Here is a 17,065-nt window from a genome sequence, read left to right as displayed (position 1 = left end):
GTCGCGACGTAACAGTACGCCGTAGGCTATCGGTCGATACGTTTTTGCACAGGTTCGCCGTCGTTCAATACACCCATACCTCGACACGGCGATTCTTTACGCGACCGCTATGCGTATTCGAGGCTACTGGAAGTTCATCTCCTAAGCCGTTGATTTCTCTAACGAGTACGCCGCCACGGGCGAGTTCTCTACGTACCGCCATGGCGCGAAGTTTTGAGAGCAAAGCGGTACGCGCCGGGTCGCCCCGAGCGTCTCCGAATCCAACCAGGACCGCCGCGCTCATCGTTTTGTTGGTGCTCTGCAGGTACTCGATCAGCCGCTCGACGTCACGTTGCGCCTTGTTGTCCAAGCGCGCGCTACCTTCATCGAAGCGGAAGTTAACCGTCAGACGCTGCGCCTGGCTGGCGAGGTTTTGGTACGGCTGCGGCATGCCAGGCGATGGAGTGAGGGTGATCGCGTTGATGGCTTGCCCGATGTAGCCCGACTTGGCGACGATGGCTTGGCCAGCAGCACTGTGCATGAAGCCTAGAAAGGTTCGGGTCCACTCCGACTGCTGAGCCGGGTTCGCATAGAAAAACAACCGCCGCGACAATGGATAGTCCTCGGTCGCCACCAGCGCTGTGCTGGGTAGCATGGGCTGTGAATCACCGTCTGCTATTGCCAGTGCGCGGGCTTTACCCACCGATGCGAGGCCGACGAAACCGATCGCGCCGGGGCGACCACTGACGATCTGTGAGAGTTGGTCATTGGATTCATAGCGGGCGGCATTTGCGGCCAATGTCTTCCCCTGCGCTCCGAGCACCAGCTCCTTGAAAGTGTCGAAGGTGCCGGACTGGTCATCCCGCGCGTGCAGCTCCACAGGTATGTCTTTGCCGCCGAGCGCTTTCCAGTTGTGGATTTCACCGGCAAACAGGTTGGCGACCTGCTCAACGCTGAGTGAAGAGACTGGGTTGTCGGGGCTGACGATGATTGCCAGTCCGTCGATCGCGATCACCTGCTCGGCTGCTGCGCTGCGCAAGTCGCCGAGGGCGGAGAGACTTGCATACTCGCTGTCCTTGATGGGGCGCGAAGCAGCCGCGAGATCAGAGGAGCCGTCTTTAAGCCCGGCGAAACCGGTGCCGGTGCCGTGTGCTGCAACAAGGGCATGAACCGCTCGGCCAGAGCTGTCGATGGCACTGATGCGCTGTTCGTTCTCCTTGCCGGCCGGGCTGATTCGCACCGAATTCAGGCCCTGCGCCTCGAAGAAGCCGGCCAGCAGCATCGGTGCGAGCTTCGCACCGACCGTGTTTGAACCCTGAATACGCAGGACCGGACTGTTGTTGACGGGGGTAGCCAATGGCTCGCCTAGCACGAGCGGGCTGGCGCAAAGTAGGCCGAAGGCCCACAGGCGCAGCGCCCGCTTTCCCTTGCCGCGTACGGACGCTGAACCTGTCATGCGATGACTCTCCCTTTCAAAGAAGCGGGGAGATTAAGACGCTTTGCTTACCGTTATGTGACAGTCGGCCGCGGCGGGTCGGGGTTGTCGATCAGATCGCAAAACTATGTGTAGGCTCGCCCAACCTGCGGCATCAGCAGCATGATGATCAGCGCAGCGCGATCCACACGGGGCAGTGGTCCGAGGGTTTTTCCATGCTGCGGATGTCATAGTCGACACCGCAATCTGTGACGCGCTCATGTAGACCTGCAGTGGTCAGGATCAGGTCGATGCGCAGCCCTCGGCGTGGGTCATCTTCGAATCCGCGGCTGCGGTAATCGAACCAGCTGAAGCGATCGACGACTTCGGGGTTGAGCGTACGGAAGCTGTCTTGCAATCCCCAGTTCTTCAGGCGAGCCAACCACTCGCGTTCTTCCGGCAGAAAGCTGCATTTGCCGGTGCGCAGCCAGCGCTTGGCGTTCACCTCCCCAATGCCGATGTCACAGTCTTCCGGCGAGATGTTGAAGTCTCCCATCACGGCCACGGACTGCTCCGGGGTAAAGCGCTCTTCGAGCAGCGCCTGAAGATCTGCGTAGAACTTGGTTTTGGCGGGAAACTTGGTGGGATGAATGCGGCTTTCGCCTTGTGGGAAATAACCGTTCATGACGGTAACCGGCTCGCCGTTGGCATCGGCAAAGCGGCCCCAGATGAAACGCTTCTGCGATTCTTCGCCGTCGCCGGGAAAGCCTTTGTGGATCTCAAGTGGAGCCTGTCGGGATAACAGCGCGACGCCGTAGTGCCCTTTTTGGCCGTGAAAATGAACGTGATAGCCAAGGGCTTCGATTTCGGCTTGAGGAAACTGCTCGTCCGCAACTTTGGTTTCCTGCAGACCGATCACGTCGGGCTGATGCTTCTCAATAATGGCAGAAAGCTGATGAGGTCTAGCTCTTAAACCATTGATATTGAAAGAAACAAGCTTCATCGGCAGCGACTCCGTCAAAACGGCGATTCTACTGGTATGGCGGTGCTACGGCGAGCCGTAATCATCAATCAGGTTCTCGTCCGGCAGGACTCCGATACGGGTGCTAACGTGAAACAAGCTCCGAGGACATAACAAGAGAACCGCCATGCCGATGACTGCAGAAGTACGAATGCTCGACAGTGGTTACGCCAGGGAAATACGCTCGCTTCTGTACAACGCTTACCGACACGAACCGACCTTCGCCTATCTGTTCGAAGCTGATCGCCCCGGCTACGAGCAGCGTGTCCGCGCAACCGTCCGCGAGCTGGTCAATCAGCACCTGCTGCAGGATCAGCCCGCGCTTGGGCTGTTGCTCGATGATCGGCTGATCGCTGCCGCGCTGATTGCGCCACCGCAGCGTCGGCTGGACATTACCGAAAGCTGGGCCTGGCGAATGCGCATGCTGCTCACAGCGGGCTTTCGCTGTACGCGGCGTTACCTTGATTACCACGCCGCGGTGCTGGGTTGTCTGCCGCCGGGCTCCTATCATGTATTGCCGCTGATGGCGGTTCATCCCAAGTGCCAGGGGCAACACTATGGCGAACAGCTGCTTGAAGCGCTGCATAACTGGTGTGCTGCGGACTCGGCATCGGAAGGCCTGGTGATCGACACTGGCAACCCGCGCTACCTGCACTTTTATGAACGTCAGGGCTACCAGGACATTGGCCAAGTGGCGATCGGCCCGGTCGTTGAGCATGTGTTCTTCCATCCGGCGCCGCGACAGGTCGAATCATCTACTGCATAGAGCGAATTTTGCGCAGGGGCGGCAGTCGTACAGGTGTTGTCCAAAGAAGTGCTCCCATGCTCTTGTCTGACGCTGTATATGCCGAGCTACACGCATCGACACTTCGCCAAAGCCCAGTGCGCAGCGTGCTAGCATCCTTGGCCATGCCTATTTTTCTCCTTCGCCGTGTCGTTCCGACAGGCCTCATGTTGTGCTGTGCATCAGCGGTGTACGCAGCTGAACTCGACGTCAAGCTCACGCCATCAAACGATGCGCTGCGGGAAAACGTCGAGAACTACATCGGCGAGCTAGGCGATCGCAACGAAGAAGAACTGCTGCGCTACAGCCGTATCGCCCAGGAGCAGGCGAACAAAGCCCTGCAGGCGTTGGGCTATTACCATGCTGAAATCGAAACCAGGGTCACCGATGGGGAAAATCCCCAGTTGGCGCTGCGAATCAAGCCCGGTGAGCCGGTTCGTCTGCGGGATATCAAGGTGCAGGTCAACGGACCGGCCGCCGAACTGCAGACGTTTCGGGTGCCGCGCAACACCTTGAAACCAGGCGCTGTGCTCAATCACGGGCAGTACGAAGCGGTCAAACAACGGATTCTCAACCAGGCCTCGCGCTATGGGTTTTTCGACGGACGTTTCGAGCGTCAACGTCTGGAGATCAACCCCGACACGAATGCCGCTGACGTCGAGTTGGTCTTCAACAGCGGGCCGCGCTATCTGCTTGGCGATGTTGGTTTCGAAGGTGACTCGCCGTTTGACCCGGATCTGCTGGCGCGCATGGTGCCTTTCGAACCCGGCACGCCGTATGACTCGGAGCTGATTGCCGAGCTCAACCAGGCGATGCAGTCCAGCGGCTATTTTGAAGGTGTGCGGGTCGATGCCAATCCGGCCAACGCCGATCAACAGCGCATTCCCGTCGCGGTGCAGTTGACCACCCGAGAGCCGCGCACGCTCGGACTTGGTCTGGGCTATTCGACCGACGTCGGGCCACGTATACGCTTCGATTTCACCCGTCATTGGGTCAATCCGCAGGGTCACAGCTACGGCATAGAGTCCGAACTGTCCGCGCCGCGGCAGAACGTCGGCTTCTTCTATGACGTGCCGCTGGACCCACCTTTGACCGACAAACTGCGCTATGCGGCTGGCTATCAATACGAAGAGCTGAGCGACAAAGACAGCCTGAGTCGACTGCTGACGGTTGGCCCCGAGTGGCACCGCAGGTTGCCCAGCGGTTGGCAGCGCGTTTGGGCATTGAAGTGGCGCCATGAGCAGTACGAGCTGGGCGATGATTCGGGGGTCAGCACCTTGCTGATGCCTGGTGTCGCTTACAGCTTTCTGCGCAGCGACAACCGCCTCGATCCCAGTCATGGCTATCGCTTGAGGTTCGAACTGGGCGCGGCGAAGGAAGGCGTGTTCTCGGATGCTGATCTGGTCCATGCCAACGCGACGGTCAAGGGCCTGACCACGCTGGGCGCTCGGCATCGCTTTCTCGGGCGGGTGGAAGTGGGCGGCAACTGGACGGACGAATACACCAACGTGCCGCCATCGCTGCGCTATTTCGCCGGTGGTGACCAAAGCGTGCGGGGCTACGACTACCAGAGTCTGTCACCGACCAACTCCGATGGTGACCGAATCGGTGGGCGTTACCAGCTCGCGGTCAGCGCCGAGTACCAGTATTCGCTGACCGAGAAATGGCGCGTGGCGACCTTTGTCGACCAGGGTAATTCGTTCAACTCGTTAGAGCTGCCGAGCCTCAAAAGCAGCGTAGGTGTCGGCGTGCGCTGGGTCTCTCCGGTTGGGCCGATTCGCGTGGACTTGGCTCATCCGCTGGATGGGGAAGGTGGCGTTCGGTTGCATTTTTCCATGGGGCCGGAGCTTTGAGGCGTAGTGCGAAGATAGTCAGCTGGGTGCTGCTGTTTCCGTTGGCCCTGCTCATGGCCATCGTTCTGGCGGTTGGCCTGCTGGTCGGTACCGAAGCCGGTAGTCGTTGGGTGTTGGGCAAAGTCCCTGGGCTGCAGCTCGAAGCATTCAGCGGGCGTCTAGGCGGCCGTTGGCAGGCGGACGGTCTGGTCTGGGAACAAGATAGTCGCCGGGTCGAAGTGGCGTCGCCGCAGATGAGCTGGTCGCCCAGTTGCTTGCTGCGTAAGACCCTTTGCATTGAAGAGCTGGTCACTGGCGATATCGATCTGCAGTTTCCACCTGCTGACGAAGAAGAGACAGCAAGCGAGCCCTTCAAATTACCTGAGTTTGATCTGCCGCTTGAGCTGCGCATCGAGCGCGTCGACATCGGTGCGGTCAATCTCAACGGCGTTCAACAATTGCAGGGGGCCGAACTGCAGGCAGACTGGGACGAGCAGGGGCTCGCCATCAGGTCTTTGAAGGTTCGCCGTGATGACGTTGTGCTCGAACTTGCGGGCCGCCTGCTGACCAGAGCCGACTGGCCGCTGGCGCTGGGGGGGACTGTGGCGATCCGCTCGCCAAACGCGCAGCCCTGGGCATTGAAGTTCGAGGTTGATGGCGAGCTGCGCGAACATTTGATGGTCGACGTACAAAGTCAGGGCTACCTGGACGCCAAACTCAGCGGCTGGGTGCGCCCGCTTGAACCGGACGTACCAGCAAATCTGCTGTTGGCGTTGGAGGATTTCAAGGCTGCACCAGAGCTGCCAGATGCCTTGCGTCTGGAGGCGCTGGAGCTGACCGTCAAAGGCAATATGGAACAGGGCTACCGCCTGGACGGTAACGGGAGCCTGCAAGGCGAGGGCGGTGCGGTGGCTGTTGCACTGAACGGCCTGGTGGACAAGGTGCACGCAGAGATCGAGGCCTTTAGCCTGGATGCGGGCGAGCAGCAGGGCGTCGACTTGAGCGGTGCCGTTAGCTGGCAGGACGGTCTGGATGCAGAAGCCCAGTTGGCTTGGCGTAATTTCCCATGGCGCCGCCTCTATCCCGATATTGAGGAACCACCTGTTGCGCTGCGAACCCTCGATGCGCAGATCCAGTATGACGACGGTAACTACCTCGGGAATTTCAATGCTGCGCTGACAGGCCCTTCCGGTGATTTCACGCTGCAGAGCCCTGTCAGCGGCAACCTCGAAGTCGTTCACCTGCCGCAGCTGGAGCTGCTAGCCGGACAGGGCAGGGCCGAAGGAAACCTCAGCGTCGGGTTCGCAGACGGCGTCGACTGGACGACTCGGCTTAAGCTGAGCGAATTCGATCCGTCTTATTGGGTCGCGGAGCTGCCAGGGCAGATCGGCGGCACGTTGAGCAGTAGCGGAGCCTTGCGAAACGAAAATCTGCAGGCTGAGGCCGCTCTCGACTTGAATGGCACGTTGCGCAAACAGCCGCTCAAGCTCCAGCTACAGGCGAGCGGCGAAAACACCACCTGGAACCTGCCGATGGTCGATCTGCGTCTTGGCGACAACCGCATCCAGGGCAGTGGGCGCTGGGCTGAGACGCTTGAGGCGAACCTGGCGCTCGATCTCTCGCGTCTGGGCCAGCTTTGGCCTGACCTGAGCGGCAAACTGACGGGTAACCTCGACCTGGCAGGCACGCCAGACGCACCTCAGGGAAAGCTGGCGCTCAGCGGCGCTGATGTTGCGTTCCAGAATAATCGAATCCAGCGCTTGCAACTTGCCGCCAGTCTCTTGGAGGGCGAGCGCGGCCAGCTCAGCCTGGACGCAACAGGCTTACAGGCCGGAGCGACCGAAGTGGGTCAGTTGCAACTGAGCGCCGAAGGCACGCAAACCGACCACCAGGCGAGCCTGATGCTGCAAGGGCCATTGCTCGACTTGTCGTTGGCGTTGACCGGTGGGCTCGAAGGTGGCGATTGGCGGGGCCGGTTGGTAGAAGCCGAACTGGATGCCCGGGGGCAGCAGTGGGCATTGCGGGACCCAGCAACCCTGCAGCGCCTGGAGAACGGTCGGATTACATTCGGCGCGCACTGCTGGCTCTCAGGGCAAGCCACGCTGTGTGCCGACGATCAGCGGCTGCAGCCTGACCCACAGTTGCGTTACCGCCTGCGCGACTTTCCGCTTGAGTCGCTTGCTGAATACCTGCCGGACAATCTGATCTGGCAGGGCGAAGTCAATGCGGATCTAGCGCTGGATCTGTCGAGCGCGGGCCCAAGCGGGTCTATCCGTGTCGACGCCGGCCCTGGCATGTTGCGCATGCGCGACGGTGAGCAGTGGCTCGATTTCCCGTACCAGACCTTGTCGTTGACTAGCCAACTAGCCCCGAAACAGGTGGATAGCAGGCTGCGATTCGAGGGAGGTGATCTTGGCGATCTGGATGTCCGGCTGCAGGTAGACCCCAGTGGTGAGGTCAAGCCAATTTCTGGCAATTTCCAGCTAAGCAATTTCGATCTGTCTGTTATCAAGCCTTTTGTTGCGCAGGTCGAGCGACTCGACGGACAACTGAACGGCAATGGCCAGATCTCGGGCACGCTGCAACAGCCGCAGATCAACGGAGAACTGAGGCTTACTGAAGGCGAGATCGCGGGCGCTGAGCTGCCGGTCAGCTTCGAGCAGCTGCAGGTCACGGCCATCATCGACGGCGAGCGGGTTCGTGTCGACGGTGACTGGCGCAGCGGCGAGCAGGGCCAGGGGCAGATTGCGGGAACGATCGATTGGGCACAGGCGCTGGACCTCGATCTGCGGATCAGCGGCAGTCAGTTGCCTGTGATCGTAGAACCCTATGCTGAGCTCGAAATCGCGCCCGATCTACGCATTCAGTTGGCTGATGAGCAGTTGGCCGTAAGCGGGAAGCTTCGTGTGCCACGCGGCGAAATTACTGTCCGCGAGCTGCCGCCCTCGACAGTGAAGGTGTCTGAGGATGCGGTCATCGTCGGCGCCGAAGCGGAAGAGAACAAGCCACCCTTGGCCATTCGCATGGATGTCGACGTTGAAGTCGGGCAGGACAGGCTGCGCTTTTCCGGCTTCGGTCTAACGGCGGATCTTGCCGGCTACCTGCACATAGGCGACGACTTCGATGCGCGTGGTGAACTCAGTCTCAACAAGGGCCGTTACCGCGCTTACGGCCAGCGCCTGACGATCCGTCGCGCGCGGTTGTTGTTCACCGGTGTGCTGTCGCAACCCTACCTGGATATCGAAGCCATTCGGCGTATCGAAGACGAGAACGTCATTGCTGGCCTGCGTATTACCGGCAGTGCAGAGCAGCCCCGCATCGATGTATTTGCTGAGCCCGCCATGAGTCAGGAGCAGGCATTGTCCTACCTGGTGCTTGGCCGGCCCCTTGGCGCCGAGACGGGCGACAGCAATCTGCTGGCCCAAGCGGCCCTTGGACTCGGCTTGGCCGGCAGCGCGTCGATTACCGGCAACGTCGCGCAACGCCTGGGTATCGAGGATTTTCAGCTGGACACCGAAGGCAGCGGTGCAGACACCAGCGTAGTCGCGAGCGGGAAGCTAACGGATCGGCTGACCTTACGTTATGGCGTTGGGGTGTTCGAGCCCGCCAATACGGTTGCGTTGCGCTATCAGCTGACTAAGCGGATTTTCCTCGAAGCGGCCAGCGGGCTCGCCAGTTCGTTGGATGTCTTTTACAGACGCGATTTCTGATCACAACCTCCCTAAAAAATGCCGCGGATCGACTGGCATTGGTGCCGCGCTAGGCTACGCTCACAGGCTTCCGTATGCGGCAACCTGGCGGGGATTCGCAGGCTGACTAACCGGTCGCTCGCTCGTCCCGCTCATACGCTGCAGATCCCACACAAAGGGTGTGGCGCCAAGGGCTGAAGGTGGTGGTAGGATCGCTCGGTCGCTCCTTGCATGGCGGCTGATGCGAGGCTCTAGCACGAGTCTTGCAGGTTGTCGGTAACGCTCCGGACATTGAAGTCGGAGTATTACCGGGTCGTTCGGGCAGCAGTTGAAGTCGCGTACTCCACGCGCCGTTCAGTGTTCGTTCCGACTCGGCCCGCTCGGGCAAGGATGTCTAACATAATCAATAAGGGTGCCTTGAATGGAATTCCTGCAAAACCTGGTTAATAGCGTCAACGGTCTCGTCTGGGGACCGCCCATGCTGGTGCTGATTCTCGGTACCGGTCTTTTCCTTATGGTCCTGCTCAAGTTCATGCCGCTGGTGCGTATAGGTACTGGTTTCGCACTGATCTGGCGCGGACGTACAAAAGGCGACGACGACACAGGGGAAATCAGCCCGTTTCAAGCGCTGATGACGTGTCTGGCCGCAACCGTGGGCACCGGCAACATTGCCGGTGTCGCCACCGCAATTTTTCTCGGCGGACCTGGCGCGCTGTTCTGGATGTGGTGCACGGCGCTGGTGGGAATGGCGACCAAGTACTGCGAGGTCGTGCTGGCTGTGCATTACCGGGAAAAGGATGACCGCGGCGAGCATGTCGGCGGACCGATGTACGCCATCAAGAACGGCTTGCACAAGCGCTGGTTATGGCTGGGCGGCGCCTTTGCCATCTTTGGCGGCTTGGCTGGGTTCGGTATCGGCAACATGGTGCAGGTCAACAGCATGGCGTTGGCGCTGGAAGCCACGTTCTCAGTACCGCTGTGGGTCACCGGTCTGGTCACCATGCTGTTCGTTGGGCTGGTCATTCTTGGCGGCATCAAGCGCATCGGTGCGGTAGCCGCCGCGTTGGTGCCGTTCATGTGCGTAGCCTATGTCATCGCCGGCATCGTGGTGCTGGTGGTGCATGCTGCTGAGCTGCCGGCTGCGTTCGACTTGATCTTCACGCACGCCTTCTCGCCAATCGCTGCGACCGGCGGCTTTGCCGGTGCGGCTGTGATGGCTGCGATTCGCTTCGGTGTGGCGCGTGGCATCTTCTCCAACGAAGCGGGGCTGGGCACTGCAGGTATCGCGCAGGCCGCCGGCACCACTAAAAGCTCGGTACGCTCGGGTCTTATCGGCATGATGGGGACCTTTATCGACACCATCATCATTTGCTCGATCACCGGTCTGGCGATCATCTGCTCCGGTGTCTGGACCGGCGGCGAGAGCGGTGCGGCGCTGTCTGCAGCAGCCTTCGAATCGGCAATGCCCGGTGTTGGTGCGGCGTTGTTAACCATTGCACTGGTGGTGTTCGCGTTCACCACGATCCTGGGCTGGAGCTATTTCGGCGAAAAGTGCTGGGAGTTCTTGGTCGGTACCAAGGCGATCTGGCCGTTCCGGGTCATCTGGGTCCTGGCTGTTCCGTTCGGTGCAATCGCTCAACTCGATTTCGCCTGGCTGTTGGCAGACACCCTGAATGGGCTGATGGCCATTCCTAACCTCGTCGCGCTGCTGCTGCTGAGCCCGGTGGTGGTCAAGTTGACCAAGGAATACTTTGCCCGCACACACGCCGCCTAAAACCCGGGCCGCGGGTACGCCCGCGGCCCATGACTGAGAGGATCCACATGACTGAAGTAACCCTGAAAGGCAATCCGATCCAGGTTGCCGGCAACTTTCCGCAGGCTGGCCAGAAGGCGGCGCCGTTCAGCCTGGTAGGCGGAGATCTGTCCGACGTGACGCTTGCGAGCTTCGCGGGTAAGCGAAAGATCTTGAACATCTTCCCAAGCATCGATACGCCGACCTGTGCCACCTCGGTGCGCAAGTTCAATGCACAGGCCAACGAACTGGCTAATACAGTGGTGCTGTGTATCTCTGCCGATTTGCCTTTTGCGCAGAAGCGCTTCTGCGGCTCTGAAGGCTTGGATAACGTCATTAACCTATCCACCATGCGTGGGCGCGAGTTCCTCGAGAACTACGGCGTATTGATCGCAAGCGGCCCGCTTGCTGGTGTGTCGGCTCGCGCTGTCGTCGTGTTGGATGAACAGGACCAGGTGCTTCACAGCGAGCTGGTTGCCGAGGTCGGTTCGGAGCCGGACTACGACGCTGCGATTGCGGCGCTTAAATAGCTCTGCCAATAGGAAGCGGTGCAACGCCGCTTCCTTTGCCTTTGAAATCTGACGACAAAAATACACCCCAGCCGCGCCTCTTCTCTGCCATTAATCAATTGGCTGAATAACCCTGCTGACGCTTAGCTTCAGTATGTGGTTTTCCAAACGCAGCCGTGCCAGGCAACGGCGACAGGCGCTGATTTGCAGCACCGTAAAATCTTTTTCTGTCGCTGCGGTCAGAGCATTCGTTGCCTATTGAATGGATTCGCTTATGTCTAGCTCGCACATCAAGAAGAAGATCGGTGTATCCGGCACAGGGATGATCGCGCACTGCTTCATCCGGCTGATCAAGCAGCACTATCACGATCTGGAAATCTCGCGAGTACTGACTCGCCGTCCGTTGAATTCCTTCACTGATTTTCCGCTGTCTGAACGCCTTACCAATTCGATCGACCATCTGATCGCTGATGCTGACCTGATCGTCGAGTGCAGCGGTGATGTCTTTCATGGCACCGAGGTCATCGAGCGTGCGTTCGAGGCTGGCTTGCCGGTTGTGACAATCAATGCTGAGCTTCAGGTCACCACAGGTTCGTACTTGGCTGGCAAGGGCTTCCTTACCGAGGCCGAGGGCGACCAGCCGGGGTCATTAGCGGCACTTCATGAAGAAGCCTTGATGATGGGCTTCAAACCGTTGGTCTACGGCAACATGAAAGGCTACCTGAACCACGATCCCTCGGTTGAAGACATGCGGTACTGGGCAAAGCGCCAAGGCATCAGCGTAGACCAGACCACTTCGTTCACCGACGGCACCAAAGTGCAGATCGAACAGGCAATTGTCGGCAACGGCCTGGGCGCAACGATCACCAAGCAGGGGCTGGAAGGCCTGGCTTCGACCAATTTGACGGAATCGGGCAACCTGCTAGGCATGATGGCCGAGCGGCTGGGGCAACCCTTTGTGGATTATCTGATTCCTTCCGGTTATCCCGCAGGCGGTGTTTTTTTGGTCTGTCGCCATGATGACGATCAGCGGGCTGCCATCGAGTATTTCAAGCTCGGCCCAGGCCCTTATTACACGTTGGTGCGCCCGTTCCATCTCTGTTCGCTGGAAGTCGGTAAAACCGTGCGCCGAGTGCTCAGTGGTGGTGATGTGCTCCTGAACAACTCCGTGACACCGACTCTGGGTGTGGGCGCAATTGCCAAGCGAGCCATGCGCCCAGGTGAGCTGATCGAGCGAGGCATCGGCGGATTCCAGTTTCGCGGCGAGGCTCTGAAACTCGACCAGCACCCGGATCATGTCCCGATTGGCCTGTTGCGCAAGACTGCATTGAGGAGGGCGGTCGAGCCGGGTCAACTCATTACCTTCGATGACGTCGACATCCTGCCCAGCCGTGCACTGGACATCGTCATGCAGCAGCGCGCCGCATCTGCGGCAAGCGCTCTGCAGAAATCGTCGGCGGACCATGGTCGCGCCGCTTTGGCGGTGATGGGCAGCTGACAGCTGACCCGTACTGAGCGAAAGCCAGTCGACTGTTTTTTCTGTTAGTTCAAGCGTTCGGAGCACCACCCTATTTCAAGTGTTGAGAACGGCCGATCTCGGTGACCGGGATCGGCCGTTTTTGCAGCCGTTCCGACGACTGACTCGTTAGGGTGGAAGCTCCAGCTCAACTAGACCGCATAGCCAAGCATTCTAGGCAGCCACAGGGCGATTTCCGGAAAAACCGCCACTAGGATTAGTGCGCTGCCCATCACCAGAACGAACAGCAAGGCCCAACCAACCGTTTGCTCCAAGCGAATCTTGGCGACTTCCGCCGTCACCATAAGATTAATCGCGACCGGTGGGGTGAATTGGCCGATGGCAATGTTCATCGCCAGCAAAATACCGAACCACACCGGGTTCCAGCCGAAGTGCTGCATCACAGGAATCAGGATCGGCATCAGGATCAGGTAGATGGAAATTGCATCCAGCAGCATGCCGGCCAGCAACACTGCGACCATCACCAGGATGAGCAGTACCGCTCCGCTATCTGACAGCGAAATCAGCCATTCGGCGAGGTGGCGGAAGGTGCCGAGCATCGTGCCAGCCCAGGCGAAGATGCCCGCTAACGCGATAATCAGCATCACTACGCCAGAGATCACCGCTGCCTCGCCACAGAGCCGCCAGAGGTTGCGCCAGTCCAGTTCGCGCGTAACGAACAAGCCGATGACCACGCCATAGGTCACGCCAGCAACCGCTGCCTCGGTCGGCGTGAACAGGCCGCTACGAAGGCCGCCCAGAATCAGTACAGGGGCAAAGAGCGCTGGCAATGCTTGGCGGAAACTGTCAGCCAGCGGTGGACGTTCAGCACCTTCTGGATTCTCCCAACCGTAGCGGCGCGCCAACAGCCAGGCAGGTAGCAGCAACACAAGGCCTGCAAGTATTCCGGGGAAAAGTCCGGCTGCAAACAAGGCCCTCAGGTCGACGCCGGGAACCACGATGGAATAGAGGATCAGCGCAATGGAAGGCGGAATCAGGATTGCTGTCGAGGCGGATGCGGCTATCAGCGTGGCTGAGAATGGCTTGGGGTAGCCGGCACGGGTCATGCTCGGCAACATCACCATGGCCACCGCGGCAGCATCGGCGGGACCGGAGCCGCTCATGCCACCCATGATCAAGCAGACCAGGATGGCGACCATCGCCAGGCCGCCGTGGCGCGGGCCGATCAGGGCCTGGGCGAAGCGCACCAGACGTAGCGCCACGCCGGATTTCTCGAACACCAGGCCGGTGAGGATGAACAGCGGAATGGCAATCAGGGGGTATTTGGCTACGCCGTTGTAGGTGTTGGTGCCGAGCGTGGCGAGCATATCCGGTGATAGACCAGCAAGGATGCCAATGGCGCCGGAGAGCGCCAGGGAAAACGCAACCGGTACGCCAATCAGCAGCAACACTAGAAAGCTAGCGAGCATCCAGAGATCAGGGCTCATCGGTGAGCCTCCCGCGCAGCCTGTCGATCGTCATCTGGGTCAGGCGTAGAAGCATCATCAGCGCGAGCAGTGGCAGCCAGACCACATACCACCAGTTCGGCAGCCCCAGGCCGGAAGACTCGGACTCCCACTGGTATTCCTCCAGCGCGAACTGCCCGCCGTGCCAGAGGACCATGCCGAGCACCAATGCGCTGGCCAGCCACTGCACCAGGATCAGTGGCGTACGCAGGCGCGGAAACATCCGCTCCGCAAAGCCTATGCGGATGTGGCGGTTACTACGCATGGCCACCGAGGCGCCGGCGAAGGTGAGAATCACAAGAAGAAAAACGGAAAATTCTTCAGTAAAGGCGAAGGAGGCATCGGTGAAATAGCGCACCACCACGTTGGCCAGGCTGATCAGGCTGATGATCACCAGCGCTAGGGTAGCCAGCACGCGCTCAAGGCGCGCGTCCTGTCGATTGTTCATGGGTTTCCTCGAATCCCGACGGCATCGCGCCGTCGGGGAGAACGGTTTTTACTTTGCTATGGCCGTGCGGGCTGCTTCGACCAGATCGGCGCCGATTTTAGATGTCCACTTCTCTTGCACGCTGCGAGTCGCATCGACGAACGCTTGATGCTCGGCCTCGCTCAGTTCGGTGACTTCGACGCCCCGAGCGCGGATGTCTTCCAAACGCTTGGCTTCGGCGTTGCGCGATAGCTCGATTTCCCACTTGCCAGCGTCGATGGCGGCCTGGCGCAGCAGCTCGCGGTCGGCTTCCGGCAGCTCTTTCCAGACACGCTGGTTGACCGCGAAGATCAACGGGTCGGCCATGTAATGCCAGAGCGTTAGGTACTTCTGCCCAACCTGATCGACCCGCGCCACGTCGAACACCGACAGCGGGTTTTCCTGGCCATCAACTGCGCCAGTGGTGAGCGCCGGTTTGGCATCGGCCCAGCTCATCTGCGTCGGGTTGGCGCCCAGGGCGGTGAAGGTGTCTTGAAAAAGCGGCGAACCGACTACGCGAATCTTCAACCCCTTCAGGTCGGCGGGCGTCTTCACAGGCTTGACCGAGTTGGAAATCTCGCGAAATCCGTTCTCACCCCACGCGAGCGGGACAATGCCTCGTTTCTCGATAGCAGCGAACGTCTGCTTGCCAGCCTGACCCTGAGTGATGGCGTCGAGATCGGCGCTGTCGGCCATTAAAAAGGGCAGGGAAAATAGGTTCAGCTCTGGTACTTGTGGTGACCAGTTAATGGTCGAGCCGACAGCCATGTCGATCAAGCCGGAGCGCATGGCGGAAAATTCCTTGGTCTGGTCGCCGGCAACCAATTGCGCGTTGGGGTATACGCGCAGAGTTATCTCGCCATTCGAGCGCTCCTCGACCAGGTCTGCCCACTTCTGGGCGGCTTGCCCCCAGGGGAAGGCGTCGGAAAGCACAGTGGAAACGGAATACTCACGAGCCGAAGCGGCACAAGTGACAGAAAGCGCAGCAGCGGCAGCCAGCGCGGTCAAGCAGCGGGTCAGTTTCATGGGGCGTCCTTGTTCGGATCGGAATTTTTATTGGCGAACGGCCGGCACTGAGCATAGTGCTCGGCTCAACGATGGCTGGTAAACCATCGACACGCGCGGGTTGCGCGAAAGACGCGGTAGGCTGCGTGCGGATAGAAGCAGCGAGACTCGCAAGGCGTCACAGGTGCCGCCGGCCTTGTGGGCAGGTGGCATACCGGCCGGATTCGACTGGTCGTACAACTATCGCAGATGGCAACAGTGAGTGCCATTGCGGATAGCTGATCTTTCGTCGGAGTGCGATCGCTAGTCAGGCATCGCGCAAAAGGTCGTGCGCGTTGAGCAGGCTGAAGGCGATTTCAGGGCGCTTTTCCAGGCCGCGGCGGATCGCAGCCGGAATGGATTGCCGGGTTTTGCGACACAAGCCAGGCAGCTCGGACATATCGATGCGAATGCCGCGCATGCTGCGCACTTCGTTGATGCCCGGCGCAATACGCAGGCGAATCCCCAGTTGTTCGTAGATTCGTTGCTGCATGCGCTCAAGGTCAGCCAGGTTTTCAATGTTTTCCAGGCGCGCTAGCAGACGATTCTCCTCCTGGCGGGTCAGCCGCAGGATGCGCAGGTCGGCTTTGCTTGGGTCTTCCAGCAACTGCTCGCGCCCGCAGATGCAGGCGGCAGGCGGGCAGGGTTGGCGGATCGGCACGGACGCGGTCATGGGCTGATAATAGCTACGATCATGTAATTGCTGCGCCGACGAAGCGATCGGGGACCATGTAAGCTTTGATAAGGGCGAAGCGTGTCAGTGTTTGCAAGGGGCTTATGCCTCTAGCGATAGACGTCCGATTCTTGTCGCCGAAGCTGGCTATCGATACACACTCATTAGTTGTAACGCCCTGCAATGCCCCCAACGCTGAATTTGCCTGCGCCAAGCAGGGCTATCGCAATCGCGCCAAACAAAAACATGCCTTGCAGCTCGAGCGCCCAGCCACCCATTTGGCCGAGCGAGAACAGCTCTTGCATGTGGGCGAGTAGAAACGCGACGAGCATGTTGCCCGCTATGAGCAATGCGCCAATCCGGGTAAACACACCCAGAATGACCAGGGCTGGTCCGACTACCTCGCCTATATAAACGCCATAAGCCAAAAACGTGGGTAGGCCATGATTACCGAGCATGCCGGCAATACCGTCGACTCCGTTTTGCAACTTGAAGATGCCATGCAGGAGAATCAGTACACCCACCGAAACCCTTAACACAAGTTTACCCAGATCATCGGTCATGGTTCGTTTCATCCTTCTCGCTCAGGATCGGTCGTAGCGCTACTCAAAAGATAGACCACTGAGAGGGTGGATGCTCCGGCAAGTTCCTAAGAACACGGCGTCCTAAACAGGCCCCGTTGCTCAGCTCGTTACAGCTACGCAGGCACGTCAGTGGATGCGGCGTGCATGGCGGATCGTCCGCAGTGCCGCCGTGTGCGTTTGAGATCAGATCAATCTCCGATCAGCCACTGCAATTTTGCGTACAGCTGCCGGCGCTCAGGTTGCGTTCCGGTGGCCGCAACTGAACCACTCGCTGCTGTGTTTGGTTGCGGCCTGAT

The 17,065-nt window shown here is 59.7% G+C and carries 13 protein-coding genes; 6 read left to right on the top strand and 7 right to left on the bottom strand.

From position 1 onward, the window contains the following. Positions 1-64 precede the first annotated feature (64 nt). Both ACQKEK_RS11865 and xthA read right to left on the bottom strand, forming a co-directional pair. A complete protein-coding gene (locus ACQKEK_RS11865) occupies positions 65-1,435 on the bottom strand; it encodes a substrate-binding domain-containing protein (protein WP_499142757.1) in 1,371 nt (456 codons plus the stop codon). Between the two features lie 148 nt (positions 1,436-1,583). After that, positions 1,584-2,396, bottom strand: a complete 813-nt coding sequence (gene xthA / locus ACQKEK_RS11860) for an exodeoxyribonuclease III (RefSeq protein WP_127840655.1) — start codon at positions 2,394-2,396, stop codon at positions 1,584-1,586. A 145-nt stretch (positions 2,397-2,541) separates the two neighbouring features. Here xthA and ACQKEK_RS11855 point away from each other — a divergent pair, with 145 nt between their 5' ends. The 6 genes from ACQKEK_RS11855 to ACQKEK_RS11830 all read left to right on the top strand — a co-directional run bounded on the left by ACQKEK_RS11855 (position 2,542) and on the right by ACQKEK_RS11830 (position 12,518). Then, on the top strand, positions 2,542-3,180 hold the full coding sequence (locus ACQKEK_RS11855) for a GNAT family N-acetyltransferase (RefSeq protein ID WP_045427659.1): 639 nt from the start codon (positions 2,542-2,544) through the stop codon (positions 3,178-3,180). 143 nt (positions 3,181-3,323) lie between these two features. Then, entirely contained in the window at positions 3,324-5,051 is a 1,728-nt protein-coding gene (locus ACQKEK_RS11850) for an autotransporter assembly complex protein TamA (protein WP_499142756.1), read from the top strand. Positions 5,052-5,104: 53 nt separating this feature from the next. Next, on the top strand, positions 5,105-8,740 hold the full coding sequence (locus ACQKEK_RS11845; protein ID WP_499142952.1) for a translocation/assembly module TamB domain-containing protein: 3,636 nt from the start codon (positions 5,105-5,107) through the stop codon (positions 8,738-8,740). 400 nt (positions 8,741-9,140) lie between these two features. Beyond that, complete coding sequence (locus ACQKEK_RS11840) at positions 9,141-10,493, top strand: alanine/glycine:cation symporter family protein (RefSeq protein ID WP_127839159.1); 1,353 nt, start codon at positions 9,141-9,143, stop codon at positions 10,491-10,493. A 47-nt stretch (positions 10,494-10,540) separates the two neighbouring features. Further along, entirely contained in the window at positions 10,541-11,041 is a 501-nt protein-coding gene (gene tpx, locus ACQKEK_RS11835) for a thiol peroxidase (RefSeq protein ID WP_499142754.1), read from the top strand. A 301-nt stretch (positions 11,042-11,342) separates the two neighbouring features. Continuing rightward, on the top strand, positions 11,343-12,518 hold the full coding sequence (locus ACQKEK_RS11830) for an NAD(P)-dependent oxidoreductase (RefSeq protein ID WP_499142951.1): 1,176 nt from the start codon (positions 11,343-11,345) through the stop codon (positions 12,516-12,518). A gap of 170 nt (positions 12,519-12,688) precedes the next feature. Here ACQKEK_RS11830 and ACQKEK_RS11825 read toward each other — a convergent pair whose 3' ends face one another. The 5 genes from ACQKEK_RS11825 to ACQKEK_RS11805 form a co-directional block, all read right to left on the bottom strand. Then, positions 12,689-13,984 carry a TRAP transporter large permease gene (locus ACQKEK_RS11825; protein WP_127839160.1) on the bottom strand — a complete coding sequence of 432 codons (1,296 nt, stop codon included), beginning with the start codon at positions 13,982-13,984 and terminating at the stop codon, positions 12,689-12,691. Next, a complete protein-coding gene (locus ACQKEK_RS11820; RefSeq protein ID WP_499142753.1) occupies positions 13,974-14,450 on the bottom strand; it encodes a TRAP transporter small permease in 477 nt (158 codons plus the stop codon). The genes ACQKEK_RS11825 and ACQKEK_RS11820 overlap by 11 nt, the downstream gene beginning before the upstream one ends. A 48-nt stretch (positions 14,451-14,498) precedes the next feature. Further along, positions 14,499-15,494, bottom strand: coding sequence for a DctP family TRAP transporter solute-binding subunit (locus tag ACQKEK_RS11815; RefSeq protein ID WP_499142751.1), 996 nt, complete (start codon positions 15,492-15,494; stop codon positions 14,499-14,501). Positions 15,495-15,780: 286 nt separating this feature from the next. After that, positions 15,781-16,185 (bottom strand): hypothetical protein, encoded by a 405-nt coding sequence (locus ACQKEK_RS11810; protein WP_128121344.1) that lies wholly within the window; start codon positions 16,183-16,185, stop codon positions 15,781-15,783. Between the two features lie 164 nt (positions 16,186-16,349). Then, on the bottom strand, positions 16,350-16,748 hold the full coding sequence (locus tag ACQKEK_RS11805) for a DoxX family protein (protein WP_128121343.1): 399 nt from the start codon (positions 16,746-16,748) through the stop codon (positions 16,350-16,352). Positions 16,749-17,065: the final 317 nt, after the last annotated feature.

Source organism: Pseudomonas sp. NPDC077408, assembly GCF_050269105.1.
Taxonomy (GTDB): Bacteria; Pseudomonadota; Gammaproteobacteria; order Pseudomonadales; family Pseudomonadaceae; genus Stutzerimonas.
Note: the sequence above shows the minus strand (reverse complement) of the source record. Positions and strands in the feature narration are given on the sequence as shown.